Genomic DNA, 26,410 nt, shown 5'->3' on the forward strand with positions numbered 1-26,410 from the left:
TACCATATATATCCATACCAGCAGCCGGGTTGGTTTGGGAAGATAATCAAGGATAAATTTAACATCAAATTAAACATTATTTCCGGCGGGGAGCAAAATTCCGGTATATTTGGCGCAGCGACAGCAGTAGAAGTACCACCCATGGATGCATGAAAAGTCACTAGGATAGAGTACGTTTTTACCTTTCTTTAGAGTGAGAATAAAGCCTTCATCATCAAACATAACTGCAAATGCGTTTCCCCTCGTACCTTCACATTTCATACCAAAATAAGTCTCTAAAAACTCGCGAGCAGCAGGAACATCAGTAACTGTTAGGTTCAGATGATTTAATTTCATAATTACACCCTTTCCTACATATTTTGTACGTCCTCCGTAGAGCTTTATCTTCAATCCAAATAATACCACATAATGGATCCGTTCTGTAGCGACAACACCGGCACTGCGAAGTTTCTGCAAATGTTGAGATACGGTTGATTGGGGTAGATCAAGACATTCCTGCACATACTCAAGAATTTTGTCCAGAAAAAGCTTTAATTACTCTTGAGAGTTAGTTTAATTTTTAAATGCTAACAGCCTTCTCCCGATACTCGGTGAACCTCTAAGTGTTATTGAGGTTTTAACTACATATGCTTATTATTTAGATGATCATCTAATCGGAATATGTTCTTGTCCTTGTCCATTTCGGCAATCGGTACAAGTTCTTGTCCTTACCTTGAGACAAGAACTTGTACCGATAACATAAAAAAGCCGCTAAAATAGCGACTTCAATGGGAATATGTTCTTGTCCCTCGCCATCTGCGGTCTGCTGCCACAATGTGTGCATAGCGAGAGGTTTGAGGATCTCTTTTCATTTTTTCATTTAATTACCATTAGAACTGCTGAATGTAGTCAGAATATTTCCATAATAAATTTCCCACTACAGTTATTCGTAATTTCTGATTCAGGTGCTACAATTATTTGGGTTATGTTTTGACAGCTACATGCTCTTGAATTTCCGGGGTATACTGGAAAAATGTACGAACCATCATTATAGAATATATGAACTAAAAGTGAGGTTGTATTCTTTTGATCATTATATATGGTTATTGATGCATGTAGTTCTTTGTTATTTATAGAGGACCAGATCGTAAGGTTCTCTAATCCCGTCTTTGGATCAAAAAATATTTCTCCACTTAATGAGATTTTAGCCCCTCCATTCGCTTTCTTTACTGGGTTATCATTTTTTTCTTATTTCTCATAGACAATTGTCTTAAACATTCCACCAATTGGTTTAGTGAAGTTATTGGATATATGATGTGGCATATGGCAATGGAAGGGCCATGTTCCTGGGTTATTCGCGCAAAAGAGTAAGTCGTATGTCGTTCCACTCGAAACTTCTATCGTATTTCGAAGTAATCTGGCGGAACTTGAGATTTCATTACCGTCTGCAGCTGTGAGAAGAAATTGATGTCCATGAAGATGAATGGGATGTGCATTCATTCCTATGTTCCCAAGACGAATACGAATGTTTTCGCCATATTTAACTGGTAAAGAATTAGAATATGGAAAACAACGCCCATTCATTGTGAAAAAATTAAAACTGTCCGTTAAGGGGTCTAAATCGTAATCTCCTTTCCTCAATTCACCCTTAGGCAGGCCTTGAAGATGAAATTCCTGAAGCATGATGAAGTAATCTCTATGAATATAGTCATTACATCCCGATTCTATTATAAATCCACCCCCTAGTCCCATTAATTCTTGAGTAACTGTATTGTGATGAGTATGATACATATGCGTTCCCGGTGCATTCATAATCTGAAAACAATAATCAAAGTATTCACCTGGTCTAATTTTGGGTGTTGGTTCAACTTCAGGAACACCGTCCATAGAGTTGGGGATATCCAGGCCATGCCAATGGACACTGGTTGCCTCCGGTAGATGGTTTATAACCCTGATCTTAACCCAATCGCCTTGTTTAACTCGTATAGTTGGACCCGGAATGAAACCGTTATACCCCCAGCCCTTCATTTTTATTCCAGGCAATAGTTCTCTCGTTACAGGCTCCGCAACTAACACAAAGCACTTCATTCCCTCTTCGACGGTAAAGGGAAGATCCGGGATATCCGGTGTGATAACCATAGTACTCCTCCATCCCAAATGGAATTGTTTACAATGGAGGATATATATGAAATTCGAGGCTTGTGCTATTACTTTATTTCCATAGCCGAATACTATGTCTAAGATGAACCTTAGTTTATATCAAATGCTTGCTCGCTAGTACATCCAAGGACATTTATGATTTTCAGCCTAGGTTGTTGTTCTCCGATATAGTTATTTCTGTGTTGTGTCGCAGGAGCCTAAACGATATCCCCTAAGTGACTTCTTCTTCACTTTTCAAGTCCAAACAAGAAAAGCGTGCAACAATCGGAATTCTGCCCTATCCCCCAGTTCTTACTAACAACTCTTGCTATCATATGGTCACTATAAATCAATTGAATAATATTTTTGTTTTTATTTGACGGCTCATTTTGCTGGATTGCTACCCAGTCCATATTCCCTATCATAGGCATCAAATATTTCACGAGCAATGGGTGCTGCGCTACTTGATCCATACCCCCCTTCAGGTACAACCACGGCTACTGCCAGTTTTGGATTCTTACGAGGTGCAAAGGCGATAAATACGCCGTTCTCAACATTAATCGATTGACCATTTATATAAATAGTCTGTTGAGAGGTGCCTGTCTTTCTCGCGAAATCATAGGGAAACCCACTGAACGCGGCATCTACATTGGTAGACATTCCACGTTGAATGGTGCGCCAGTATCTGTCATCATAATTTGCTGTATTTAGTGTTTTTGGTTTAATTTTTTTAACGACATTACCTTCAGAGTCACGTATTTCTTTTACCAGGTGTGGTTCAAGACGTTGTCCTTTATTCGCTAACATCACGGTATACTGTGCGAGCTGCATTGTTGTATATTTGCCTTGTTGTCCAAATGAAGCAAAAGCCAAGCCTGTGAGTGCAGATTGATTTTCTTGGTTATATTCAATTCTGCCTCTAAATTCTTTGGGTAAATCCACTCCAGTATCCACGCCTAAGCCGAATTCTTTCATATATCTGTCCCATACTTTAATACCTTCCACATTATACTTGTTCCAAAGCTGCTCACCGATCATGTCAATCATAAAAGCATTTGATGATTTCGTGATTGCTGTCTCTGGATTTAAAAGACCATATACGCTTCCTGAAGAGTTTCTGACTCTGGTACGATCTTTACCAAACTCCGCGTATCCGCGATCCTGATATGTTGAATTCGGAGCAAAAAAACCTTCATTTAAGCCAATCAAAACACTTAATGGTTTTATTGTTGACCCCAATAATACGGTTGACTCTGGGTGCTTTCCGGTGTCGTTTGGAGGAAAGGATTCAACTGTACCATTTCTATAGATGTACTTAATCTTTTCATAATCCCATTCCGCATTCGGATCATAATCAGGCATACTTGCCATAGCCACGACATTACCGCTATCTACTTCCATTGCGACAGCAAAAGCTGTTTTTGCATTAGTATGAAGTTTTCCTGAAACTGGAGTCCGCTGTAACCAATTCAACTGTTCTTTTATAGCTTGTTCTGTTTGAACTTGTACGTTTTTGTTGATGGTCGAGATGATATCGTATCCTTTTTCTGGAGGGAGCATGTTTCCTCCCTCTTCAGGCAAATTTAACGCATTAATGGGGATCTCTTTAAAACCACTTTGTCCTCGTAACACGTCCTGATATTGAAGTTCAAGACCATCAACACCAACATTTTCTAGCTCAGAGTATACAAGCCCAGGATTGGTTTGAGTTGGATTTAAACGATCAATTTCTTTGTATTTTGCTAGTGTCTTTGATGTTTTGAATGTTTTCATGTAACCAATAGCTTGAACAGCCACGCCATCCTTATCATATTTGCGTTTGCTTTCTTCCACTACACTCAATCCAGGAATGATATTTCTATTCTGAAGAAAGTAAGCGACTTCTCTATCAGATAGGTCACTCTTGATCAATCTCGGAGAATAACCTTGGGTCTGTCGATATTCCAGATCCATCGCATTCAAAATATCATCTACCGAGAACTCTTTACTCCCTGGATCTTTAAATTCCTGAAATACTTCATACAATTTTTCTGCAAATTGACCAGCTTCCTCACGATTGGGATTTTTAGGCCCCCCCTCCTGTTGACTATAATTTTTATACAATGTGATGTATAACGACTGAATGGGCTCGGAATATGCCAATTTTATTTTACCTGATGAATCATAAATGGAACCACGAACGGGCAACAAAGGACTTGTTCTGGTGACACTTTCACTTTGTAAACGGCTAAGCTCGGGGCCTTCTACGAATTGCATATAAGCGAGACGAATGATGATAACTGAAAAAATGACAAAGGATACAAAAAAGAAAAAGTTAATGCGAAACTTAGAACTGATTGGTTTTGGTTCTTCTGCATCGTAATGATTGTTCATCTGATAATACTCCTCTTGGTCGTTCTTAAGTAACAGTGTAAATTTTAAATTTGAAGGAAGTGTGTTTTTTTGTTATATCAATACAACCAAATTTCAAATAGCTGAAGGCAAACCAAAAAAGCTCTACGAGGACGTAGAGCCTTTTTAGTCACCTTATTGAATTGTATTTATTCTTTATATCGAAGATATATTCTATAGCCGATAAAAACCAGTAATAAAAATGAAGCATACATCAAACTGACTTGTACTAGTCGTGTTCCTTCATTCCATATTTCATGCCCTATATAGGCAAAGGTCATCATTGCGGGGATTTTACCTAATAAGGTTGCGAGTATGAAAATCTTAAAATTTAAATGGAATACTCCTGCGTAAATATTGATTGCCGCAGCTGGTAAAATGGGTATGATGCGAGCTGATAGAATCATCCAAAACAGGCGCTGGCTACTCATCGCATGTAGTTGATCTAGAGATGTAAATCTCTGGGTAATCCTTCTTCCCCAAGAATAAAGTAAGTATTTTGCCAATAGATAGACAATAATCGCAGCTAAAGTGGATATGGCCACGTTCATAGTACTGCCCAATACTACACCATATTTAGCGCCGATCACTCCACCTACAATGCCAAACGGGATCACAGGAAACATAGCAAGAATAGTAATTACAAGAAACATCAGAGGTAAGCTAGCCGTATTATCCCCAGCTATCCATGCATACAATAAATCCCGCTTCATGAAAACAAGCATAAATACAACCAGGTTAATACAGAATATAATCCATTTTTTCAACCTAACATTCTCCTGAACGAATTTCTAGTTTACAAGTGAGTTTTGGCAATCTTTTTCTAACGTACACATAGGGGTACCCCTGTTACTGATACTTTATATAATGTAACACAAACGTACCCCTATCGTTATATTATACAATGATTTTATCACGTCAGTTTTTAAGAATTACGAATTTTCACACGTTGTAGCCGAAGTGCATTAAGAACAACAGATACTGAACTTAATGCCATTGCAGCACCAGCTACCCATGGAGCCAAAAGGCCGATCGCAGCTATTGGAATACCCAGCGTATTGTAACCGAGTGCCCAAAATAAATTTTGTTTAATGTTAGCCATAGTTTTACGGCTCATATAAATAGCGTCAGGGATACTTGAAAGATCGCCACGCATCAATGTTACATCAGCAGCTTCCATAGCAACGTCTGTTCCTGTACCAATAGCCATTCCGATGTCTGCCATAGCAAGGGCCGGAGCATCGTTTATACCATCTCCTACCATCGCTACCTTTTTACCTTGTGCTTGCAGTTTTTTAACTTCTTCCGCTTTACCTTCAGGGAGAACTTCAGCCAGGACGTGGTCAATGCCAACTTGAGCCGCAATCGCTTTTGCCGTCCGTTCGTTGTCCCCGGTAATCATAATGACCTGGATACCCATCTCCTTCAAACGGCTGACAGCAGCCTGAGAGGTTTCTTTAATGGTATCTGCCACAGCAACCATCCCCGCATACTCTTTATCAATAGCGACAAGCATAGCTGTTTTCCCGGATTCCTCTAAAGTAGACATCATGTTGTAAGCTTGTTTTGCTTCTACATCGAATTTATCCATTAGACGACGTGTACCAATTAATAACTCTTTACCACTCACAACAGCCTTGATTCCAAAGCCTGGAATGGCCTCAAAGGATTCTGTTCTGAGCAGTTCAATATTTCTTTCCATAATGCCCGCAACTATAGCCTCAGCTAATGGATGTTCTGAATTTTTCTCAGCTGCCCCCACAAGTTTAAGGAATTCTGTTTCATCGCCCTCGACCAAAACATCGGTAAGTTCAGGTTTACCTTTTGTTACTGTACCTGTTTTATCGAGAATAATTGCATCAATTTTATGGGTCTGTTCCAGATGTTCTCCACCTTTAAACAAGATTCCAAGTTCAGCTGCACGTCCAGAACCAGCCATAATGGAGGTTGGTGTAGCAAGCCCAAGTGCACAAGGACAAGCAATAACCAGAATGGCAATTGCTTTTTCTAAAGAACCAGCAAAATCACCCGGTGTTACTCCGAAGTACCATACCAAGAATGCCACTACAGCGACTCCTACAACAATCGGCACAAAAATCCCTGAGATGACGTCTGCTACCCGTTGAATAGGAGCTTTTGATCCTTGCGCTTCCTCGACAACTTTAATAATTTGTGCAAGAGCTGTTTCTTTACCTATTTTTGTTGCTTTCATTCGAAGCACACCGTTTTTGTTTATGGTTGCTCCGATAACAGCATCCCCCACTTTTTTTTCTACAGGGAGACTTTCACCAGTAAGCATCGATTCATCCACAGACGAGAGTCCTTCCAGAACTTCCCCATCCACAGGCACTTTACTCCCTGGTCGAACAATTACAACATCACCTACAATCACTTCTTCCACGGGAATGGTCAATTCTTGATCTTCTCGGACAACTATCGCCGTCTTGGCTTGAAGTCCCATTAGGGATTTAATAGCTTCTGACGTACGTCCTTTTGCCAGGGATTCGAACAGTTTCCCCATAACCACTAAGGTAATCAACACGGCACTTGTCTCATAGTACATCGCAGGTCCATGATGTACGCTACCGCCTTCAATTGCCCAAACGATGGTTAAATACAGACTGTAAAAATAAGCAGCTGAGGTCCCTAATGAAACAAGAACGTCCATGTTTGCACTGCCATTGCGTAAAGCTTTATATGCACCAATATAGAAGGGTCTTCCGATATAAAATTGAACTGGCGTTGCTAATGCCAATTGGAACCATGGATTCATAAAGAGATCTGGTAACCATACCCACGAAGTAAATGAAAAGTGACTTACCATTGCCCAGAGTAAGGGAAACGATAAAATCGCAGAAATAAGAAGTTTTCTTTTTTGTTTTGATAATTCTTTTTGTCGACGTTCAGCTGGGTCGCTTTGTTCCTGTTTCGGTACAGCTTGATAGCCGAGTTTCTCTACTCTCTTTTGCATATCAGTCACAGAAACATCTGCCGGATTATATTCGACATGAGCAACTTCCATGGCGAAATTTACGGTGGCCGTGCTTACGCCAGGTAACTTATTCAGAGTCTTCTCGATTTTTAAGGCACAAGCCGCACAAGTCATACCGAAAAGTTCCAAATCAACGGCTTCCTTAACTGTACTGTAGCCAAGCTTCTCAATGCTTGCTTCCATCTTACCGATGTCGACTTTACTTGGGTCATATGTTACTGTCGCTTTTTCCATCGCAAAGTTTACGTTAGCTTCTGATACACCTTCCAGCTTGTTCAAAACCTTCTCAATTTTTAAAGCACAAGCAGCACAAGTCATACCTGAGAGTTGAATTGATGTTTGTGATTTTTTCTCTTCAATTGTTGACACTATATATACACCTCACCTTTTAGACTTCATATCCTTGCTCTTCAATAGCCACTTTAATGGTCTCTAGAGTCACCTTATTTTCATCATATACTACGGTAACAGTGCCATTTTCAAGATTAACATTCCCTTGAACACCGAGCGATTTCAAAGCACCTTCGATTGAGTTGACACAATGTACACAAGACATGCCATTCACATTTAACACTTCATTTTTCATAATTCACTTCTCCTTATATATGAGATTTTTATTTCAGTAATATTAACTTCACTTCATGTATAAAGCATACCCCCCTACCCTATATTTTGTCAAGCGCAATACCCGAAAATTTTAAGCCCATTTTATTGTTGATATGTAATTATGTTATTCTTCCTTTTCAAAATTCGAATTATTTCTTAGGAATTTAATAAAAGGAGTTCTCTCAGAATTTATGAACTGATTCTGAGAAAACTCCTTCTGTGCTACATTTCTTTTATTAAGCGGCCATTTCACGACACATTTTTGCACAAGCAAAACACGCTTCTGCACATTGTTGACAATGCTCATGATCATGTTTTTTACATTCGTTCCCACAAGCTTCACAAGCGTCTGCGCAAGCAAGACATATCTCTTTAACATATTTGCTATTGATCGACATGGCATGAGCGGCAAATTCACAGATATCCGCACATTCACGATCCAAGCGAATACATTCTTTCATCATTCCAATATGCTCCTCATCTAAACAAGAAACATAACAATGATTACATGCAACCATACATTTTAAACACTCTTCAATACACTCTTTGTACTTTTGATGTGACATTATAATTCTCCTCTCGTATCTAAAGTAGTAGGGTAGTCCCTTATTCTATATTTACCCCATATAGAAATTTCTATTCATGGCGGCATTTCAGAAGATAATCTACTACTCTAGAGTGTGAAAGAGGATAATTCTGTGCACATTTCACAATCGATGGAGTGAACCGAAATATCATTTAGGGTTCTTATCCAAGAAGTGTTTTTTCAATTTCTTGACGATTGAAGACAAATCCGAAATAAACTTTACCTTCAATGAAAATTGTAGGGACCAAATTTTTACCTGTTCGTTCGCGCAGAAGGACAGCATTTTCTGGATGATCAGCTATACTAAACTCTGTATACGGTATTTGATGATCATTTAAGAATTTTTTGAAATTTTTGCAATCTTCACAAGTTGGCGTTGTAAATACCTCGACATGCATACGCTTCACCTTCTTCTAACTTGAAGTAATGATTCAAGAAGATCATGTTATTCGACTATGTCGTAGCCTTGATTTTCAATTGCTTCTTTAATATCCGAAAACTCTAGTTTGGTTTCGTCAAATTTAACTTCAACCTTACCTTCCGCGAGAATTACTTTTCCTTCTACGCCTATTTGATTTAAGGCACCTTCAATTGAATTTACACAATGCCCACATGACATACCTTTTACTTTTAGTGTAACATTTTCCATTTTTCATACTCCCCTTTAATTGAGTTTAAATATATGTTATTTCATTGAGGCATGAACTCTTTTGATTAATTCATTCACTACTTCAATATGCTTTGTTGACTCCATTAAGTGCACCTGCAGCGGATAGGAGCATTAGGCCTCAATGATTGTTTGTCATTGGACCATTAACTTCATCCTATATTGTCCAAATGAATGACTTTTAATGTACATCACCTCCTTCATTAATACCATACCCCCCCTCACTATATTTGTCAAAGTATTTAGCTGTAAACAAAAAAAGAGTTTTTGCAAACCCTCTTTTGTTTACAGCACTATTTGATTAATTTATTTATGGTCACTAACAATTCATCTATAACTTCGTTTTCACCTTCCTGAATTCGTTCAATTACACAGCTTTTCATGTGATGCTCTAACAAAAGTTTTCCAACACCGTTCAAAGCCGATTGGACTGAAGAGATCTGATTCAGCACATTATCACAATAGGTATCTTTTTCGATTAATCCTTTTAGCCCTCTAACTTGTCCTTCAATTCTGTTAAGTCGGTTAATTAAATTATTCTTTGTTTTCTCAGAATGATGGCTCCTGCGTTCTTCCGTGTTGCATGACTCATGCTCTTGAATTAGGTCTCCCATTTTCCGATCACTCCTCATTATTTTATCTTATATTATACTATAGCCCCCCTATACTATACAAAATGAAATTCATCTACATTATTTCTACATATATTTTCTATACTATTATCGTTATTACCAATCAAATACAAAACGGTGGAGGAAAGAATATGAAATTGATGCTTTTAAAGAGGTTTATCGTAATTGGTTCTTTAGCTATTCTCGCTACGGGATGTACTAATGCGATTAAAAATAATGCAATGGAAGGAATGGATCATTCAAACACGAATAATCCTACTTCGGCTGGTTCCAGTCCTGTGAAATTCACATCTAGTACTCCAGTGGTAAATGGCAAAGAATTTACGATCACCGCACAAGAGAGCAATCTTGAAGTTTCCAAAGGTAAGATATTACCTGTTTGGACTTTCAACAATTCTGTCCCCGGACCTCAAATCCGTGTAAAGGTTGGAGACAACGTAAAAATCAATCTAAAAAATGAGTTGAATCAGCCTGTCTCCATTCATTGGCACGGCTACCCCGTTCCGAATAACATGGATGGCATTCCTGGCGTTACACAAGATGCCGTTGAACCAGGTAAAACATTTACGTATACGTTCAAAGCTAATGTACCAGGTACCTATTGGTATCATTCTCATCAAGACAGTGTAAACCAAGTGGATAAAGGCTTGTACGGTTCCCTTGTTGTTGAGGAACTGAAAAATGACTATGACCGGGACTATACTCTCATGTTAGATGAATGGATGAGTTCCAGCGACATGAATACGAGTGATTCCGACAATATGGGTATGAAAGAGATGAATCATAATGAAATGAATATGTCCGGATCGGATATGAACATGGACGAGAACACTACGGGTATGGGCGGACATGATATGAGCATGTATGACCTATACACGATAAACGGGAAATCAGGTACTGCCATTGATAAACTCATGGTTAAAGAGGGCGATAAAGTTAGAATTCGCTTAATTAATGCAGGATACATCAGTCATCAAATGCACTTACATGGCCACAATTTTAAAGTAATAGCGTCGGATGGACAGCCCCTAAATGAACCCGAGATGATAAAAGATCAATTACTTTCTATAGCTCCTGGAGAACGTTATGATATTGAATTTACAGCTGATAATCCAGGCTCCTGGCTACTTGAAGAACATGGAATTGAATCGCCGAAACAAAATATGAAAGCCGTTATCCAATACGAAGGTTCAAAAGTTCAAAATGACAATTCCAATACTTCAGCTACGCTTCCTGTGTTTGACTTCGAAAAGTATGGTAACATGTCAGATCCATTATTTTCGTTGAATGAGATATTTGATCAAAACGTGACAATGAATTTAAATACGGAAATGAAAGATGGAGAAATGGTGTACACCATTAACGGAAAGGTATTTCCGGATACAGATGTCATAAAAGTCCAGAAAGGTGACAAGGTCAAAGTTACTTTTGTGAATCAGTCCAAAACGGATGACCATCCTATGCATCTCCATGGACAGTTTTTCCAAGTGCTAAGTAAAAATGGTCAATCCTATCAGGGGTCAACGATCATAAAAGATACACTAAATGTTAAACCAGGGGAAACTTATGTTGTTGCTTTTGAAGCCGATAACCCTGGAAATTGGATGTTCCATTGCCATGACTTGCATCATGCTTCCGCGGGAATGGTAACGGAAGTCATGTATACAGATTATGAAAGTAACTATACACCTGATCCGAGTGTGGAGAACGTAGCGGAATAAATAAGTAGCATTGATTTACTCTTTATTAAGATCTGCTAATAATACGTTAAAAGATAAACAGAAGAAATTATAATGCGGCGATCTTTCCCGGAATGTAACCGAGGATTGGTTGCCGCATTTTTTTAGAAACACCTTAATTGTAAAAAAGCGATACTGTTGCGCTTAAATGCATATCATTCTCTTCTATTAGCTAGCATACCAAAATCCCCCAGGTATAGAGAACTCATTAAAATGAACTCTAATCCGAGGGGACGATATTTCAGAACTATATTGGCGACGTTACTGACTTTTTTATTACAATATCATTCTATTGGAAGATGGACCTGAAAAGGAATACGCACGATCTTCAATATATATTTGATGCCATAAGATAAATACAAGAATGGTCCACAATTTACGGCTTGCATCCAATTTCCCTTCCTTATGGATCTCAAGTAGCTGCAATACATACGTTTTATTGATCCATTGATCTACGTCTGCTGTCATAATCAGATTCCTAGCCCATGAATACCATTCACTTTTTAACCATACTCTCGTTGGGACAGGAAAACCTAATTTTTTTCGTTGCTGTACATCAGGTGGAACCACATCTTTCATAGCATCACGGAGTAATAATTTAGTTGCTGTGGGTGTAACTTTATACTTAGTAGGGATGGTAGCAGCTAATTCAAATACTTTGGTATCTACAAAGGGAACGCGAAGTTCCAAGGAATTTGCCATCGACATTTTGTCTGCTTTCATTAGGATATTCCCACGTAGCCACGTATGAATATCAATATACTGCATCTGTGTGACTTCATCATATAACTTCGCTTGTTCATAAAGTGGCTTAGTCACCTGCTGGGTTGGTTTACATACTCCCTGCTCCGATAACCATGGTGCTAATACCTTACTTTTTTCATGATCCATAAAAATCTTCGCATTTCCAAAGTAACGTTCTTGCAGAATAAGACTCCCTCTTTCCAAGAATCCTTTGCCTTTCATGCCGGTAGGCAGTAATCGTCCAAGATGTCCTGCAAGACTTCTCCATGGACCTGGAAGACCCTGAAACATGCGGAGAGCATAGGGTTCCCGATAAATGTTGTAGCCACCAAAAAATTCATCTGCACCTTCACCTGAAAATGCCATCTTAACATGCTGACTAGCCAACTTCGATACAAAGTAGAGACCCACGGCTGATGGGTCTGCTACTGGCTCATCCATATGCCATATTAGAGAAGGTAGTATATCTATATAGTCGCGGGCATTAATCCGAATTTCATGATGCTCAGTCCCTAAATAGGCTGCTGTCTTCCTAGCATCATCCAATTCACTATAGCCCGGCATATCAAATCCAACGCTGAATGTTTGGGTTGGCTCCAAGCGATGAAGTAAACCAACTAAACTGCTTGAATCAATACCACCCGATAAGAATGCTCCCCTAGGGACATCTGAGTTCTTATGAATACGAACAGATTCCGTTATTACTGATCGTGTTTCCTCTACTAAATCGGAATACGACCTACTTTCATGGGGCTCAAACTTCACTTCGTAATACGGTCTGATGGTCATTCCATTATTCTGTACAATCAAATAATGGCCTGCTTTCAGTTTATGGATCTCTTTGAACATCGTTAGAGGTTCAGGTACATATTGAAATGTGAGATACTGATAAAGAGCATTTTCATCCACTTCCCTATCAATCCTACCTGAAGCCAGCAACGTTTTAATTTCAGAGCCAATCATGTATCCGGAGGCGGTCTCACTGTAATAAACAGGCTTGATTCCGAAATGATCCCGTGCCGCAAATAAAAGATCACTCCTTTGATCCCATATGGTGAACCCAAACATGCCTCGTAAATAGTTGACACATTTAATTCCAACGTCCTCATAAAGCCTCAGTAATACTTCGGTATCGGAATCTGTATAAAATGTATACCCCTTCTGACTCAACCAATCCCTCAACTCTTTATAATTATAAATCTCTCCATTGAATACCAACCAAATATCTTTGTTCTCATTGGTCATGGGCTGTGCCCCGTGCTCAATATCCAGTATACTTAGTCTCCTAAAACCCAGACCGATATGATCATGGATATATATCCCTTCATCATCTGGGCCACGATGAGCTATGGAGTCCGTCATCTGTTGCAGAATGTTTGCATCTACTGGCACATGATATTTGTTATATAAACTTACAAATCCACACATTGGGCTAATCTCCTCTAATCGATATAAGATTAGTTTAGCCTTCATGTATGTGGAATCTGTGTAAGAATACTGTCTATATCATAAATCACGTTCTTTTAAGTTATCTATATATTTACTGGATTAGTTCATTGGAGTGATTCTATATGTTCGAGGCAAGTTGTAAACAAAATGGACAAACCCGTCTCCTCACGGGCTTGTCCATATTTTTAATGACTGTCGTCAATCATTTTAAGATAGTTCTGCTCGCTAACCACTCGGCGAGCTGTAACATATCTGGATTTATAATAACTTTCAGATAAGCTACTAATTCGAACACCTTTACTGCTTGATGAATGTGCAAATTGATTGTTACCTACATAAATGCCCGCATGGGAAATGCTGCGACCATTTGTATTGAAGAAAACGAGATCTCCTGGGCGTAGTTCTTCTTTTTCTACAAACGATCCCTTTGTTGCTTGCATACTAGAGGTGCGCGGCAAATCTAGTTTAAATGCATTAAAAACATAAAGGATAAAACCGGAACAATCAAAACCTGATGTTGTGGTCCCACCATAAAGGTAGGGCGTTCCAACCACTTCTTTTATTTCTTCAGTTAGTTTTGCCTGACTAGCAAATGCTCCCGTTGCTGTGGAGGTAAATAAAACTGCTGCTCCAAGCACCGACAAAATGACCTTTTTCAAACTTTTGTTCCTCCCTTAGATGCCTACGGAGTTAGCTTAAGGATTCGGTTAAAGGCTCCCTATATTCTTATCTTGCAAGAATAATTCACCCAACAAATGGTTCCCCCGTTTTCAATACGAAATTCGGCAAAAATAGTTAAATGTTTGTAACCTATAGAGTATTATATTGTTATAATGTGTGGATTTTATGTAGAATTCTCATATATCTTACTCTACAAAAAATGAAAAGACCGTCCCCTGTTAAATTCAGGGAACGATCGCTTCTTAGGACAAATTCTTTTTTTTACCAGCTTCTACTTATAAGCTCAAGGCTCTTCTACACTATACAACCACTTATATCCTATGCCCCAAACTGTTTGAATGGGATTCTGTTCTAATCCAGCCAACTGTAACTTCTCGCGGATATTTTTGACGTGGGTGTCCACGACTCGGTTATCCCCAAAAAAGTCACTTCCCCACAGACGTTCAATGATTTCATCTCTAGAGAAAACTCTTTGTGGGTGCTCAGCCAACATAAGCAAGATATCAAGTTCCTTTTGGGTTAAATCCAGATTTGTGTCTAATACCAAAACTTGTCTTCGATCTGGATAAATAATCATGTCTGAATACACGATTTTTCTACCGACTTCTTTTAGGCTCGAAGACTGTGAAGATCGTCGAATAAGTGCAAACAGGCGAGCGATGAGTTCATCTGAATTTACAGGTTTCACCATATAATCATCAGCACCCACTCCTAAGCCATGCACCTTATCCTTCACATCCCCTCGAGCAGTAAGCATTAATATAGGAGTTTCACTAAATGCTCTGATTTTTTTACAAAGATGCCAACCATCCATATCCGGCATCATAACGTCTAATAAAATGACATGATACGAATTTTTCTGAAGATAGGACAGTCCTTCGGTTCCATTATGAGCTTCCGTAATATCAAAACCTTCTTTAGTTAAATAAATACGCAATAGATTTCTCATATTCCATTCGTCATCAATAACTAATGCTTTCAACTTGTTCATATGGTCATCACCATCCAATACAAAAATCTATAGATATATTACAACATAGCCGTTCTTCTTACTTTAATTTTCAAATATCATTAGCTCAATTGTTTTACATATTATATTTTGGAACTATGTGATTTCAATGAAGAAGACGTGATGGTCGGAAAAATTATTTTAAATCGCGTGCCCTCTCCAATTTTACTTTCTACCTGTATTGTTCCTCCTTGTTGTACTACAAGACTTTGAACAATAGACAGCCCAAGTCCAGTTCCTCCATATGCCCGAGATCTGGATTTCTCAACTCGGTAAAAGCGCTCAAATATATTCGGAAGTTCTTCTGCTGAAATTCCGGGTCCCGTATCGCAAATACTTATCGCCACCCCACCTGTTTCAGAACTTAAAGAAACTTGAATATACCCCTCAGCTGTGTAACGAATGGCATTATCCAACAGATTAAGAATGATCTGTTCCAGTCGGTTAGGGTCTACAAAAATATGAGGTACGGAACTCAGGTTACTTTGAATCGTAAGATCTTTCTCTTGGGCTTTTAATTGAACCTTATCTATAGACCTTTGGATAATCGAAGTGGGTGCGACAGACATTAGTTTTAAGTCAATTTTACCTTCCTCCATCTTAGACAGTTCAAAGAGATCATTTATGATTACATTTAAACGTTGTGCTTCCTCAGAAATGATTTGTAAATATTTTTTCTTTTCTTCTTCATTTTCCACCAGATTTTTAGCCAATATGTCTGCATACCCTTCCATATAGGTAATGGGTGTTTTCAATTCATGAGAGACGTTGGCAAAGAACTCCGAACGATTATCTCGATATTGTTTTAATTCTCTAGCGAGGTCGTTTATGGCTTGTGACAATGAACCAATCTCATCTTTAGTTTCCACCGGAATTTCAAGATTCAGTTCTCCTTTGGCAATTTGGCGAGTTGCACTTTCAATTTTCAGTAATGGATTCGATAATTTTTTGGATAGAAAAAAGATGCAACCCAACGCCAATAACAGTGATCCAAATCCAGTTATAAATAGTAAATTTCTGATCGTTTGGATCGATTCTTTCATCTTTTCTAGAGAACTAATCACATAAATCCCTTTGACCGTTGGATTAGTGGTCACGGGGATACCATGAAGCAGGTAAAGTTCGTTATTTAATGTGAATTCTCTTTCCACCTTCTTCCCTTCAAACAATTTATCATTGTCCCAGATATAGTCAGGGAGAGTTGAGGCGTCTGAAGTCTTTGATTCAATGAATGTTCCTTGTGCGCTCAAGATATACATCTGGACCCCCGTAAAATCGGCCATTTGTTCTGCACTGTTACCTTGCTCCTCAAGCATAGTAGACAAATGTGCTGCTAACTCGTTGGCTTCATCGTGTACTTTAGATGACAAAAAATTCGTGAATATGAGGTTAAGTACAATGCTTAGCAATATTAAAATCCCAATAAACAAGCTGAAAATGGTAAAACTGAGTTTTAAATGAATTTTATTCCACACCGAATATATCACCTTTTGATATCATTATTAGGAAAATAAAACAGTCGCCATTATGGCGACTCATAAATATTTCCCTGTTTAATTTATTTTTGCCATTTACTATAGATTAAAGCACTCTCTTTAATTCTTCAGCAGTGATTCTCTTCAAAAACTTACTGAATTTTTCCTTACCTTTTGCATGAATTTTATAATAATCAATTATTTTCATTACAGTTTGTGTCACTTCCGCTTCCGTTAAACCAGCTAGAAAAAGTTCTGCCAAAGAAGCTTTGATCCCTTTTGGATCTCCACCTATATACATATCGAATTTATCTTTCATTTTAACGATTCCGATATCTCTCAAGAGGGGTTCACTAGTCCCAAGTGCACACCCAGCATATCCGACCTTAAGAGGTGTCGGTGTCAATATCCCCGCTATAGCTTGATTTAATTTTAGAGCAATGTCTATTCCAGACTCCTCAGCTCCTCTGCAAAAATTGCAAGCGATCAGGGCCTTAGTTGCATAACCTGCAGGGTTTACCTCAAGTCCAATGCTTCGAAGATTGTCAGTTACGACTCCTTCTGATTCAGCCGATATTTCAATATAAAATTGTTTAAACGGAGTCATCTCGGTCTTTTGCTCTGGCCCAACAAGTTTACTGATAGCTGAAAGTTGCACTGCAGTAAACAAGCTACCTCCTACTTGAACTGGTGGGGAAACTGCAATCATCAACCTTTCATTATTCACTTCTTACTCTCCTTTAATCGATTAATGTTAAAGCCTTCTTCATGTATAAAGTACTCATTTATATGACTGTATCAAAGCAATTCTTACCAGGTTCCACCGTTTAGGGTACATGAGTGCACTGAGTTATCTTTAGAATACCCCCCTATAGTATAATTTTCAAGCTTTTCTTTACACATTAAATAAGATTAAATTAAATTAGCTCATGCTGCTTAACCGTACCTCTTGGGCCTTTCATAATAAGGATAAGAGTATACCTCTAAGGTTTATTCTTTCATGATTCCCTTAAAGACCATTTCTCTCCACCATCATTGCTTTCATAGACCGAATACTGATCTGTTACAATGATGAGCTTATTCGGATCTTGTTTTGAACTTTTGATCCCCAAAGGCATCTCACCATCTAAGTCTACGTCGAGGTTAGACCATATTTTCAAATCAGTAGATTTTAAAAATCCACTTTCTGACATGATAATCGTCCTTCCATCGGACAAAGACAGTACTCCGTATGCCGGCTCATTTGTAATCTGAATTTGTTCCATATCTCTGCCCTTGTCAGTATAGCTAACCAGCCCTGTTTCCGTTGCAGCCAAAATGGTTTCTGTAGCCGAAGGAAATATAGAAATCGAATAAGCCCCTTGAGGTATGCTTCCGACTTTTTGCCACTGTTCCCCACCATCTTTCGTTTCGTACAAATTGTTGTCAGCACTAGCCAACAACGCAATTAAGTGACTTGAATTCCTCAGATCCATCGCTAAGTAGTGAACATCCGGCTCATTGGGTTTTGCTTGATTGGGAAGTCCATTCTCTGTAGTTTCCCAGGTCTCCCCTCCATCATTAGAACGTTTCACAAAACCATGGCCTGCGACAAAGATGTTCATGGGATTATTGGGATTCGTTTCAATTGCCATGACATCACTTGTCATAAGTTCTTTACTAGCTCGCTTCCATTTTTGATCTACAAATTCATATACTCCGTTATGAGTCCCCATCCATATGGTTGTATCATCTTCTACAAAACTAAAGATATGAGGATGGGTGGTGGTCTGGGGTGTTAATAGATCCAAATTTACTTTCCTGTCTTCTCTGCCCTCTCCCCAAATAATAAAACCGAAAAACACCACTAATGATAATGCGAGATAAAAGCCCATACCCAGGGAAAACCCTTTTTTCTTTTTTTGCATTGATCATTCTCCTTGCCTTTAATAATGTTATGTCAGTATAGTGAAAAATTGTGAAGATTCTGAGTGTATTGACGGAAATATGCAGGAGGATACTCTATAATCACATGATGTAATAACCTAAAAATATATATATATTTCAACCATCTGGAGCCATATGGTCACAGGATTCCTCATGAGTCAGCCTATGATCAGCTTTTAGTAGGGGGAAAATCAATAAAAAACCCAATCAGCAAGAGCTAATTAGGGGGAGTGTATATCTTACTATTATGAAAGTGTTGATCCATGGTCTTCATGCCAGATTTGGTGGATCACATCGGCCAAGATCGAAATCGTTCTATAATTTTCTTCAAGTACATTTTCTACGCCGCCGATTTCGATTAAGGCACTAGATTCGGCAAGCGATTGGTTGTATTTCCCGTTACCACTAGAATGATCTTTTGAGTATATTCCCTTCGATATTCCAGGTATTTTCTTGTTTAATTTATTCTGTAATTTGGTGGCAAACTCCATAGTTTCCTTCCAATTGGGATTTTCTTTTCCTACCACAAAATATAATTGTGCATAGTTAAGTTTATCAAACACAATGGTCGTCTGATCTTTGGGTTGTGAATCACGATGGATATCAAAGACGTAGTCAATGGATTTATGATTAGACAATTCCTGGCTCAATGTATCCTTTGAATAACTATAAGATTTAGCGTAGTCGAAGTTCTTAACTATACTTGGATAGTCCGCAGTAGATTGAATCACATTCATCCCTTTCGCTGTTAGTTTTTTAGTGAGGTCCTCTCCCAATAAGGTGACATTAATATTAGAATCAAATGCTTCATCTGCGGAGGTTTTACCTTGCAGCTCCGGTAACCAAGATTCACGGTTATGAGTATGATAAATAAGAATTTGCGGTTGAGTAGATCGTGAAGCACTTTTTTGCTGGTTTGTGTTTTTCGTCGCGGTTATGTTGTTTGGCTTCTTAGTCACATGCTCATGGTTTGTATTTTCTGTTTTAGTCGATTGGTTGGTTATCTTATCTTTAGAAGTCTGAGTACCCTTACTCAGTTTGGTTATTTCTTTAGATTCTATGCCACCTGTTTGATCTGAAGTAATGTTGTTCACCACTACCTGGCTGCGTGGAGGTACGCTTTCCTCTACAGGAATGAAGTCAATGTACATAGGGATAACTTTCAAGGAGATAATGAAAGATGATAGAAATGTAAAAACGACTAACTTACTCCTTCTTCTTCTTCGTGCCATTTCATTTTCACTTCCTTTTTCATTTTGTCTCTACCATTTCTATTCGCTTTTTCATAGAATAGAACAACATTCCGTATCCCAGACCCACAATAAAAATAGAAAGACCCTCATAGCTTTTCTTAGGATTTATATAACAAAGTCTGTTCTTTTTTTCATATATTCTCCATAGTTTATAGATTCCCTCATGTTTACACAGTTTTTGCTTGTCTTCATGGGGAGAGTTATCGACTTAAGGACTAGAGTTTGTAACGAATAGAAAAGCTACCCGGTACGATATCTATTAAGGTAAACATCAATCTTCCCTATACATATTAATTTTGAACACTAGAGACAATTAAAGTATGTAAATTAACTTCAACCCAATATCATAAACCTTGATGTTGCGTAGAAAAAGAAAAGAATGACGTCATTTCTGACGTCATTCCATAAGGGATCTATTTTGTTGAAAGCTCACTTTCAACTAACCATTGGTGATTTTTAACCGGGTTTCCACCGGTTGCTGGTGTATAATCGACCATATAAACCGTTGTTTTCTCAGCTGAGTCAATAGTTGCCTCAGCACCCATCATGCCTTCCATATGGTCAGCTTCAAGGGTAACTTTGGTCCCTGGTTTTAAGGGCTCGCTACCTGCATCTTTGATTTCTTCTTGAATAACCCACTTATGATTAGGTATTGGATCACCTCCAGTGGTTGGAGTAAAAGTTACTGCGTACGCTACAGTATCATATGCGCCTACTACTTTTGCCTTTGCTCCGTTCATGCCTTCCATGTGATCAGCATGGATGACGACTTCGTCTCCAACTTTATAAGTCGGATTCTCGGCTTCTTTTATGCCCTCAGGAACCTCTCCCGATCCTGAATGATCCATCTCACCCATATTCGAGTGCTCGCTTTCTGTAGTCGTATTGGAATTGTTGTTGTTGTTCTCCTTGTTCCCACATGCACTCAACACCAATAAAACTGCCAAGCTAAGTAAAATCAGTATTTTCTTCACTGTTATCACACACCTTTACTTTTATTTTTGTACTTATGCGTGGGTGTAAATCGAGTCACTTTAACATTTTACCCAAAAACATTGAAGATATTGTGAAGATCCACTTATTGATCCATTTTATTTATTTAGGAGGACATTCCTTTTCTTTAGGAACGGTACATTGATTAACATCTATTAACAATCTCTTTGTCAAATGCTTCGTAATACTCGTTTATAAACTCTTCCCATTGTTGATCCTTAGAGCTTTGGTCCTTCATCTGGAATTCAGCTAGGTAAAGTGTGATCAATGATTAATCTGGAACTTCGGCAATCCATGAAGAGTCAATAAATTATACTGGCTTAAATCCTGCTTCTAAATACGTAAGTATGAAATCTGGGACTATCTTTAATGCAGCTCAATACATATACCTATCTTAATTTTTACTGCCCTTCTAAATAAGTTCGAAGAATAATGCGACCTACTCGGTGGATCTCTTGTCGTTCCTGCTCATTAACTCTCTTGGTGTATGACTTATAAATATTTGCGCTTGGATAACGTTCCCCTTGATGGAAAAAGTGGGAGAATCCTTTCTCAAGACTAATGTAACACTTTGCTCGCAACACTTACATCAGAATCCATATTTTGAGAATGAATCCGATACTCCTCAGTTAGGAAAAAGAAAGCCGTATCAATATCATCACCTAATAACGGTATCAGAAGTCCGTCAGCTAACCATCCTTAATTAGGAATAGCTGTACTAGAAGATTCCTTCGGTAATATACTGGCAGGTGCAATAAAATTATCGACCGCAGTTTGAGATAAACGTAGTTACAATTTTAGAGTTTGCTACCTGTGTTTGAGCACCCGAATTTCCGCCACCAACCACTACTGTATTTCCTGGGCTCAATTGATCTGGGTTTAAGTACTCTGAAGAGTACTGGGTAACATTCTCTGACAATGAATTGGAAAAGGACAGAGTATTTTCACATGGTAAGGGCCTGTTGCAACGATGATGTTCAAGCCTCAAATATACCTTCAGTTGTCTCTGCTTTAAAGTTACCATCCTTCCAAAGCCGTTTAATAAGACATTCCAGTTTTACGGGTAGATCCATTTTCTTTGCATATGAGTCAAGATAGTTTGCAATCTCATCTTTACTTGGCAGTCCATTCTGATCACCTTCTATCGGCATGCCAGATAACCCGTCGTACATACGAGGCGTAAAGAGATGGAGTGATTCGTAGCGGCGTGAATCGTCTATTGATGATGCATCGTCCAGAATGATAAAGTTTAAACCAGTTTGTTTTAGCGGCCAATCCTGCTTGTCCAGCACCAATAACTAACACATCGAACATAGTTATCCTCCTTCAATTGAGTTAATGTAGATTAGCCTGTTTAGTATCAATCAAACTTACGTTTGATTGAATAATTAAAATATGGTAGTGTAACAATCAAACACATTTTTGATTGACTGGAGGATATATTTATGAAGGATAGTTGTGAAATTTACTGTTATGACGAGCCTAAAGTTCGTAAAGTTCAAAAGGCATTAGAACAGCAAGATATAAAGGGCATGGCCAAGATGTTTAAGTTGTTGGCTGATGAAACTCGAATGAAGATCGCGTTTGTTTTATGTGAAGAAGACGAACTTTGTGTATGTGACGTGGCCAATATTACGGGATCATCACTTGCTACCGCATCTCACCATTTGCGGTCGCTAAAACAGCTTGGAGTAGCTAAATACAGGAAAGAAGGAAAGTTGGCGTTTTATTCACTGGAAGATGATTACGTACGCCAATTAGTTCATTTAGCTTCAACACATAGCAAGGAGTTGATGACGCATGCAACAACATGAGGAAGAAATAAGTAACAAAGAGGTCTATCGTGTACAAGGGTTTACCTGTACAAACTGTGCCGGTAAATTTGAAAATAACGTAAAAAGTCTTCCTGGTGTCACAGACGCACAGGTTAATTTTGGGGCAGCCAAAATAACCGTTATGGGAAATGCAACTGTCGAAGAGTTAGAAAAGGCAGGTGCTTTTGAAAACCTAAAGATAACGCCTGAGAAACAACGGGTTATAGAAAAGAAAGAGCCTTTTTGGAAAGAGAATTGGAATGTGCTTTTGTCCCTTTTATTGATGGCGGCAGGTTATTACTTGGCCTCGTACTATGGAGAAGAAGCCTTGGTTCCTGTAATGGCATTTGGAGCGGCCATAATTATTGGCGGATATGAACTGTTTAAAAAAGGGATCAAGAACTTATTTCAGCTGCAATTTGATATGAACACGCTGATGACTGTTGCCATCATTGGAGCCGCTGCCATCGGAGAGTGGGGCGAAGGTGCTGTTGTTGTGTTACTCTTTGCCATTAGCGAAGCATTAGAACGGTATTCAATGCAAAAGGCTCGTCAGTCGATCCGTTCACTTATGGACATTGCCCCTAAAGAAGCTCTGATTCGACGTGATTCTGCTGAAATGACCATAAGTGTTGATGATATCCAAGTTGGAGACGTTATGATCGTCAAGCCAGGACAAAAACTGGCTATGGATGGAGTTGTAATAAAAGGAACGTCGACGTTAAATCAGGCAGCAATCACGGGAGAGTCTGTTCCTGTTGCTAAAACTGTTGACGATGAAGTGTTTGCCGGAACACTAAACGAGGAAGGGTTGCTTGAAGTCAGAGTTACTAAGCATGTTGAAGATACAACAATCTCCAAAATCATTCATCTCGTGGAAGAGGCACAAGCTGAACGGGCACCATCTCAAGCTTTTGTGGACCGGTTTGCTAAATACTACACGCCTGCAATTATGGTGCTGGCTTTGGGCATTGCGATTATTCCGCCTTTGTTGGGTGGGGACTGGGGAGATTGGATATATCGTGGGTTGTCCTTGCTTGTAGTAGGGTGTCCTTGTGCATTGGTTATATCTACACCAATTTCTATTGTTACTGCTATTGGGAATGCAGCGAAAAACGGTGTATTGATTAAAGGGGGCATCCATCTTGAAGAAGCTGGGCGCATTTCGGCTGTTGCATTTGATAAAACAGGTACCCTTACTAAAGGATTCCCGGAGGTAACGGATATTACTGTTTTTGGTGAACATAGTAAGGGCGAGATGCTTTCCATTGCTGCTGTAATTGAAAAAGGATCACAACATCCACTAGCATCAGCGATTGTACGAAAAGCTGAACAAATGGGGGCGGATCTCTCCCTTTCAGTTGATCACTTTCAATCAATCACAGGGAAGGGTGTCAAAGCCTCGGTCGGACAACAGCAATATTATATTGGTAGCCCTAAACTGTTTGATGAACTGGAAGCTGAGGTATCCATTTCAATACGTGAACAAATTACCATGTTTCAGACACAAGGGAAGACGGTAATGGTGCTGGGGACGCAACATGAAGTCATTGCCTTAATTGCGGTTGCCGATGCCGTACGTACTTCGAGTAAGGCTGTTATTAATGAATTACATTCTATAGGCGTAAAAAAGACGATCATGCTCACTGGTGACAACCAGGCGACAGCTAACGCAATTGGGCAGCAAGTAGGTGTAGCAGAAATTAAAGCAGAACTGTTACCTCAAGACAAATTGGATTACATCAAGAAGCTCCGAGGAGAGTATTCTCATGTAGCGATGGTGGGTGACGGAGTAAATGATGCACCTGCACTTGCGGCTTCCACTGTGGGTATAGCCATGGGTGGCGCAGGTACTGATACTGCTCTTGAGACAGCTGATATTGCACTGATGGCAGATGATTTAAGAAAATTGTCTTACACTATCCGTTTAAGTAAAAAAACACTGGCTATCATTAAACAAAACGTAGCTTTTTCCTTAGGGATTAAGTTGTTAGCTTTAATACTTATCGTTCCCGGATGGTTGACCTTATGGCTTGCAATTCTGGCTGACATGGGAGCAACTTTGATTGTGACCCTTAACAGCTTAAGACTTTTAAAAATTCAAAAAGAAAAGTAATACGATCCGACCGCTGAAAGGCGGTCCTCTTTGTAATTACTATACTACCCTACTCGTTAGCTTAACGAAAAGACAGCCGACTAATTAGTCGGCTGTCTACTTTAATTATAGCATTTTATTGGATCTCCCAACAAACTTATGCTTCTAAGTTGCGTTAAAGAAATCATGATAATTTCTTAAAGCGGCCATTGCACGCCAAACTATGGGTTAAGTCACATGAAAAATTTCAAAAGAAAAGCTTTAAATGCAGTGAACTCAGTCAAAACTCAATTATACAACTGTAATAGTCCCATAATACATATACATCCCACAATTGAAATGATAAGTTCCAGGTTTCAAGTCACTTAAGGTAATGAAGTTATCCCCCTTTTCAAGATACACATCTATACCTAAATCAGCAGACTCAACACTTCTTATACATGTATAACCTGTTGGTTTAAGGAAATTAATTTTTGTAGGTACACCGGCTTTAACTACAATATTCTCTTGGCTAAAGCCATCCGATTTTACATCTACTGAAATCACTTGATATCCTGCATTTTCTTGAACAGATTTCTGTTCTTTTGTTTGCGCATTAACTACAGGGTTTTGATTCTCTTGATACTGATTAAATAGCAGCAAACCCACCGAAACAGTACCAAAGGCAACAGTTATTATACCTGCACTAAAGGGCACGCTAATCCCACTGCTCGTTGTTTTATTGGTTTTAACTGAATCTGAATTTGTTAATTGAAGAACAACACAAAATATAAGGATAAACACGATATCAACAAACAATGCCATGATATAAGTAAATCCAAGCATAGATCCGAGCATGGCCCCCATCATTCCACCCATGATTCCAGCTAACATGCCATCTAACGATGCCAGTACACTCACAGGCTTTCCTGTAAAGTAACCGGTCCCCAAACCGAATAAAATAGCGATGATGGTAGGGACAGCCAAATCATGATCAAACACAATGCCTAGTTGAAAACCAAGGGCAAGACTAGACATCATCCCAATGCTCATAGCAATCATCATTCCAGGCATACCTGTGACTCTATCTTTTCGTCTATAGGTATTCAGCACAATGTATCCGGATAGAACGATAATCATTACTATACTTAATAATGTAATTAGCATTATAAGCCTCCCGATATATAAAATTTTAAATAATCATGTACTACACATTGTAGTGTATTTATGAATAGAATACAGTTTAAATTCGAAACATTCA

The 26,410-nt window shown here is 38.8% G+C and carries 23 protein-coding genes, 2 pseudogenes and 1 riboswitch; of the genes and pseudogenes, 3 read left to right on the forward strand and 22 right to left on the reverse strand.

Annotation, left to right across the window (positions count from 1 at the left end):
- Positions 1–153: 153 nt before the first annotated feature.
- From WFI24_RS31360 to WFI24_RS31410, 12 genes and pseudogenes are all read right to left on the reverse strand, one after another.
- Positions 154–336 (reverse strand): annotated as a pseudogene (locus WFI24_RS31360) (VOC family protein); the annotation flags it as partial.
- Positions 337–414: 78 nt separating this feature from the next.
- Positions 415–510: pseudogene (locus WFI24_RS31365) on the reverse strand (ArsR/SmtB family transcription factor); the annotation flags it as partial.
- 378 nt (positions 511–888) lie between these two features.
- Complete coding sequence (locus WFI24_RS34630) at positions 889–1,182, reverse strand: S-Ena type endospore appendage (RefSeq protein ID WP_442952320.1); 294 nt, start codon at positions 1,180–1,182, stop codon at positions 889–891.
- A 45-nt stretch (positions 1,183–1,227) separates the two neighbouring features.
- The gene (locus WFI24_RS31370; RefSeq protein ID WP_024634441.1) at positions 1,228–2,118 is read right to left on the reverse strand and encodes a multicopper oxidase family protein; all 891 of its coding nucleotides are present in this window, start codon (positions 2,116–2,118) and stop codon (positions 1,228–1,230) included.
- Positions 2,119–2,502: 384 nt separating this feature from the next.
- Entirely contained in the window at positions 2,503–4,491 is a 1,989-nt protein-coding gene (locus WFI24_RS31375) for a peptidoglycan D,D-transpeptidase FtsI family protein (RefSeq protein WP_024634440.1), read from the reverse strand.
- Positions 4,492–4,658: 167 nt separating this feature from the next.
- Positions 4,659–5,276 carry a TVP38/TMEM64 family protein gene (locus WFI24_RS31380; RefSeq protein WP_024634439.1) on the reverse strand — a complete coding sequence of 206 codons (618 nt, stop codon included), beginning with the start codon at positions 5,274–5,276 and terminating at the stop codon, positions 4,659–4,661.
- A gap of 158 nt (positions 5,277–5,434) precedes the next feature.
- Positions 5,435–7,870 carry a heavy metal translocating P-type ATPase gene (locus WFI24_RS31385; RefSeq protein WP_152532791.1) on the reverse strand — a complete coding sequence of 812 codons (2,436 nt, stop codon included), beginning with the start codon at positions 7,868–7,870 and terminating at the stop codon, positions 5,435–5,437.
- 19 nt (positions 7,871–7,889) lie between these two features.
- Complete coding sequence (locus WFI24_RS31390) at positions 7,890–8,087, reverse strand: cation transporter (protein WP_336765735.1); 198 nt, start codon at positions 8,085–8,087, stop codon at positions 7,890–7,892.
- Positions 8,088–8,343: 256 nt separating this feature from the next.
- Complete coding sequence (locus WFI24_RS31395) at positions 8,344–8,673, reverse strand: four-helix bundle copper-binding protein (RefSeq protein WP_081718281.1); 330 nt, start codon at positions 8,671–8,673, stop codon at positions 8,344–8,346.
- 181 nt (positions 8,674–8,854) lie between these two features.
- Positions 8,855–9,091, reverse strand: a complete 237-nt coding sequence (locus WFI24_RS31400) for a glutaredoxin family protein (RefSeq protein ID WP_024634435.1) — start codon at positions 9,089–9,091, stop codon at positions 8,855–8,857.
- Positions 9,092–9,138: 47 nt separating this feature from the next.
- Positions 9,139–9,342: a cation transporter gene (locus WFI24_RS31405; protein ID WP_024634434.1), complete on the reverse strand. Its 204-nt coding sequence runs from the start codon at positions 9,340–9,342 to the stop codon at positions 9,139–9,141.
- 311 nt (positions 9,343–9,653) lie between these two features.
- Positions 9,654–9,974 (reverse strand): metal-sensitive transcriptional regulator, encoded by a 321-nt coding sequence (locus WFI24_RS31410; RefSeq protein ID WP_024634433.1) that lies wholly within the window; start codon positions 9,972–9,974, stop codon positions 9,654–9,656.
- A 149-nt stretch (positions 9,975–10,123) separates the two neighbouring features.
- Here WFI24_RS31410 and WFI24_RS31415 point away from each other — a divergent pair, with 149 nt between their 5' ends.
- Positions 10,124–11,713, forward strand: coding sequence for a multicopper oxidase family protein (locus tag WFI24_RS31415; RefSeq protein WP_024631552.1), 1,590 nt, complete (start codon positions 10,124–10,126; stop codon positions 11,711–11,713).
- 294 nt (positions 11,714–12,007) lie between these two features.
- Here the strand turns inward: WFI24_RS31415 and asnB are convergent, their stop codons facing one another.
- From asnB to WFI24_RS31460, 9 genes are all read right to left on the reverse strand, one after another.
- A complete protein-coding gene (gene asnB, locus WFI24_RS31420; protein ID WP_024631551.1) occupies positions 12,008–13,903 on the reverse strand; it encodes an asparagine synthase (glutamine-hydrolyzing) in 1,896 nt (631 codons plus the stop codon).
- Positions 13,904–14,109: 206 nt separating this feature from the next.
- On the reverse strand, positions 14,110–14,583 hold the full coding sequence (locus WFI24_RS31425) for a C40 family peptidase (RefSeq protein WP_024631550.1): 474 nt from the start codon (positions 14,581–14,583) through the stop codon (positions 14,110–14,112).
- Positions 14,584–14,588: 5 nt separating this feature from the next.
- Positions 14,589–14,722, reverse strand: a riboswitch (cyclic di-AMP (ydaO/yuaA leader).
- Positions 14,723–14,888: 166 nt separating this feature from the next.
- Positions 14,889–15,596, reverse strand: a complete 708-nt coding sequence (locus tag WFI24_RS31430; protein ID WP_024631549.1) for a response regulator transcription factor — start codon at positions 15,594–15,596, stop codon at positions 14,889–14,891.
- A 101-nt stretch (positions 15,597–15,697) separates the two neighbouring features.
- Complete coding sequence (locus tag WFI24_RS31435; RefSeq protein WP_024631548.1) at positions 15,698–17,089, reverse strand: sensor histidine kinase; 1,392 nt, start codon at positions 17,087–17,089, stop codon at positions 15,698–15,700.
- 106 nt (positions 17,090–17,195) lie between these two features.
- Entirely contained in the window at positions 17,196–17,816 is a 621-nt protein-coding gene (locus tag WFI24_RS31440; RefSeq protein ID WP_024631547.1) for a nitrite reductase, read from the reverse strand.
- Between the two features lie 271 nt (positions 17,817–18,087).
- Complete coding sequence (locus WFI24_RS31445; RefSeq protein WP_024631546.1) at positions 18,088–18,996, reverse strand: WD40/YVTN/BNR-like repeat-containing protein; 909 nt, start codon at positions 18,994–18,996, stop codon at positions 18,088–18,090.
- A gap of 264 nt (positions 18,997–19,260) precedes the next feature.
- Complete coding sequence (locus tag WFI24_RS31450; protein ID WP_024631545.1) at positions 19,261–20,247, reverse strand: stage II sporulation protein P; 987 nt, start codon at positions 20,245–20,247, stop codon at positions 19,261–19,263.
- 434 nt (positions 20,248–20,681) lie between these two features.
- Positions 20,682–21,242 carry a YdhK family protein gene (locus tag WFI24_RS31455; protein ID WP_024631544.1) on the reverse strand — a complete coding sequence of 187 codons (561 nt, stop codon included), beginning with the start codon at positions 21,240–21,242 and terminating at the stop codon, positions 20,682–20,684.
- Between the two features lie 996 nt (positions 21,243–22,238).
- A complete protein-coding gene (locus WFI24_RS31460; protein ID WP_024634614.1) occupies positions 22,239–22,556 on the reverse strand; it encodes a hypothetical protein in 318 nt (105 codons plus the stop codon).
- Between the two features lie 150 nt (positions 22,557–22,706).
- Between WFI24_RS31460 and WFI24_RS31465 the strand changes: the two genes are divergently transcribed.
- Both WFI24_RS31465 and WFI24_RS31470 read left to right on the forward strand, forming a co-directional pair.
- Positions 22,707–23,075: an ArsR/SmtB family transcription factor gene (locus tag WFI24_RS31465; RefSeq protein ID WP_435874304.1), complete on the forward strand. Its 369-nt coding sequence runs from the start codon at positions 22,707–22,709 to the stop codon at positions 23,073–23,075.
- Positions 23,062–25,191: a heavy metal translocating P-type ATPase gene (locus tag WFI24_RS31470; RefSeq protein WP_301249745.1), complete on the forward strand. Its 2,130-nt coding sequence runs from the start codon at positions 23,062–23,064 to the stop codon at positions 25,189–25,191. Before WFI24_RS31465 ends, WFI24_RS31470 begins: the two co-directional genes overlap by 14 nt.
- Before the next feature lie 270 nt (positions 25,192–25,461).
- On the opposite strand, the gene WFI24_RS31475 is transcribed toward WFI24_RS31470, so the two are convergent.
- Positions 25,462–26,316: a cupredoxin domain-containing protein gene (locus WFI24_RS31475; RefSeq protein WP_301249744.1), complete on the reverse strand. Its 855-nt coding sequence runs from the start codon at positions 26,314–26,316 to the stop codon at positions 25,462–25,464.
- Positions 26,317–26,410 lie beyond the last annotated feature (94 nt).

Source organism: Paenibacillus sp. USHLN196, from assembly GCF_037144955.1.
Taxonomy (GTDB): Bacteria; Bacillota; Bacilli; order Paenibacillales; family Paenibacillaceae; genus Paenibacillus; species Paenibacillus xylanexedens_C.

Excerpts from the sequence above, each read along its gene's own strand:
- WFI24_RS31395 (WP_081718281.1), bottom strand. The coding sequence starts at position 8,673 with ATGTCACATCAAAAGTACAAAGAGTGTATTGAAGAGTGTTTAAAATGT.
- WFI24_RS31400 (WP_024634435.1), bottom strand. The coding sequence starts at position 9,091 with ATGCATGTCGAGGTATTTACAACGCCAACTTGTGAAGATTGCAAAAAT.
- WFI24_RS31475 (WP_301249744.1), bottom strand. The coding sequence starts at position 26,316 with ATGCTAATTACATTATTAAGTATAGTAATGATTATCGTTCTATCCGGA.
- WFI24_RS31445 (WP_024631546.1), bottom strand. The coding sequence starts at position 18,996 with ATGCAAAAAAAGAAAAAAGGGTTTTCCCTGGGTATGGGCTTTTATCTC.
- WFI24_RS31375 (WP_024634440.1), bottom strand. The coding sequence starts at position 4,491 with ATGAACAATCATTACGATGCAGAAGAACCAAAACCAATCAGTTCTAAG.
- asnB (WP_024631551.1), bottom strand. The coding sequence starts at position 13,903 with ATGTGTGGATTTGTAAGTTTATATAACAAATATCATGTGCCAGTAGAT.
- WFI24_RS31390 (WP_336765735.1), bottom strand. The coding sequence starts at position 8,087 with ATGAAAAATGAAGTGTTAAATGTGAATGGCATGTCTTGTGTACATTGT.
- WFI24_RS31415 (WP_024631552.1), top strand. The coding sequence starts at position 10,124 with ATGAAATTGATGCTTTTAAAGAGGTTTATCGTAATTGGTTCTTTAGCT.
- WFI24_RS31410 (WP_024634433.1), bottom strand. The coding sequence starts at position 9,974 with ATGGGAGACCTAATTCAAGAGCATGAGTCATGCAACACGGAAGAACGC.
- WFI24_RS31370 (WP_024634441.1), bottom strand. The coding sequence starts at position 2,118 with ATGGTTATCACACCGGATATCCCGGATCTTCCCTTTACCGTCGAAGAG.
- WFI24_RS31430 (WP_024631549.1), bottom strand. The coding sequence starts at position 15,596 with ATGAACAAGTTGAAAGCATTAGTTATTGATGACGAATGGAATATGAGA.
- WFI24_RS31450 (WP_024631545.1), bottom strand. The coding sequence starts at position 20,247 with ATGGCACGAAGAAGAAGAAGGAGTAAGTTAGTCGTTTTTACATTTCTA.
- WFI24_RS31470 (WP_301249745.1), top strand. The coding sequence starts at position 23,062 with ATGCAACAACATGAGGAAGAAATAAGTAACAAAGAGGTCTATCGTGTA.
- WFI24_RS31405 (WP_024634434.1), bottom strand. The coding sequence starts at position 9,342 with ATGGAAAATGTTACACTAAAAGTAAAAGGTATGTCATGTGGGCATTGT.
- WFI24_RS31465 (WP_435874304.1), top strand. The coding sequence starts at position 22,707 with ATGAAGGATAGTTGTGAAATTTACTGTTATGACGAGCCTAAAGTTCGT.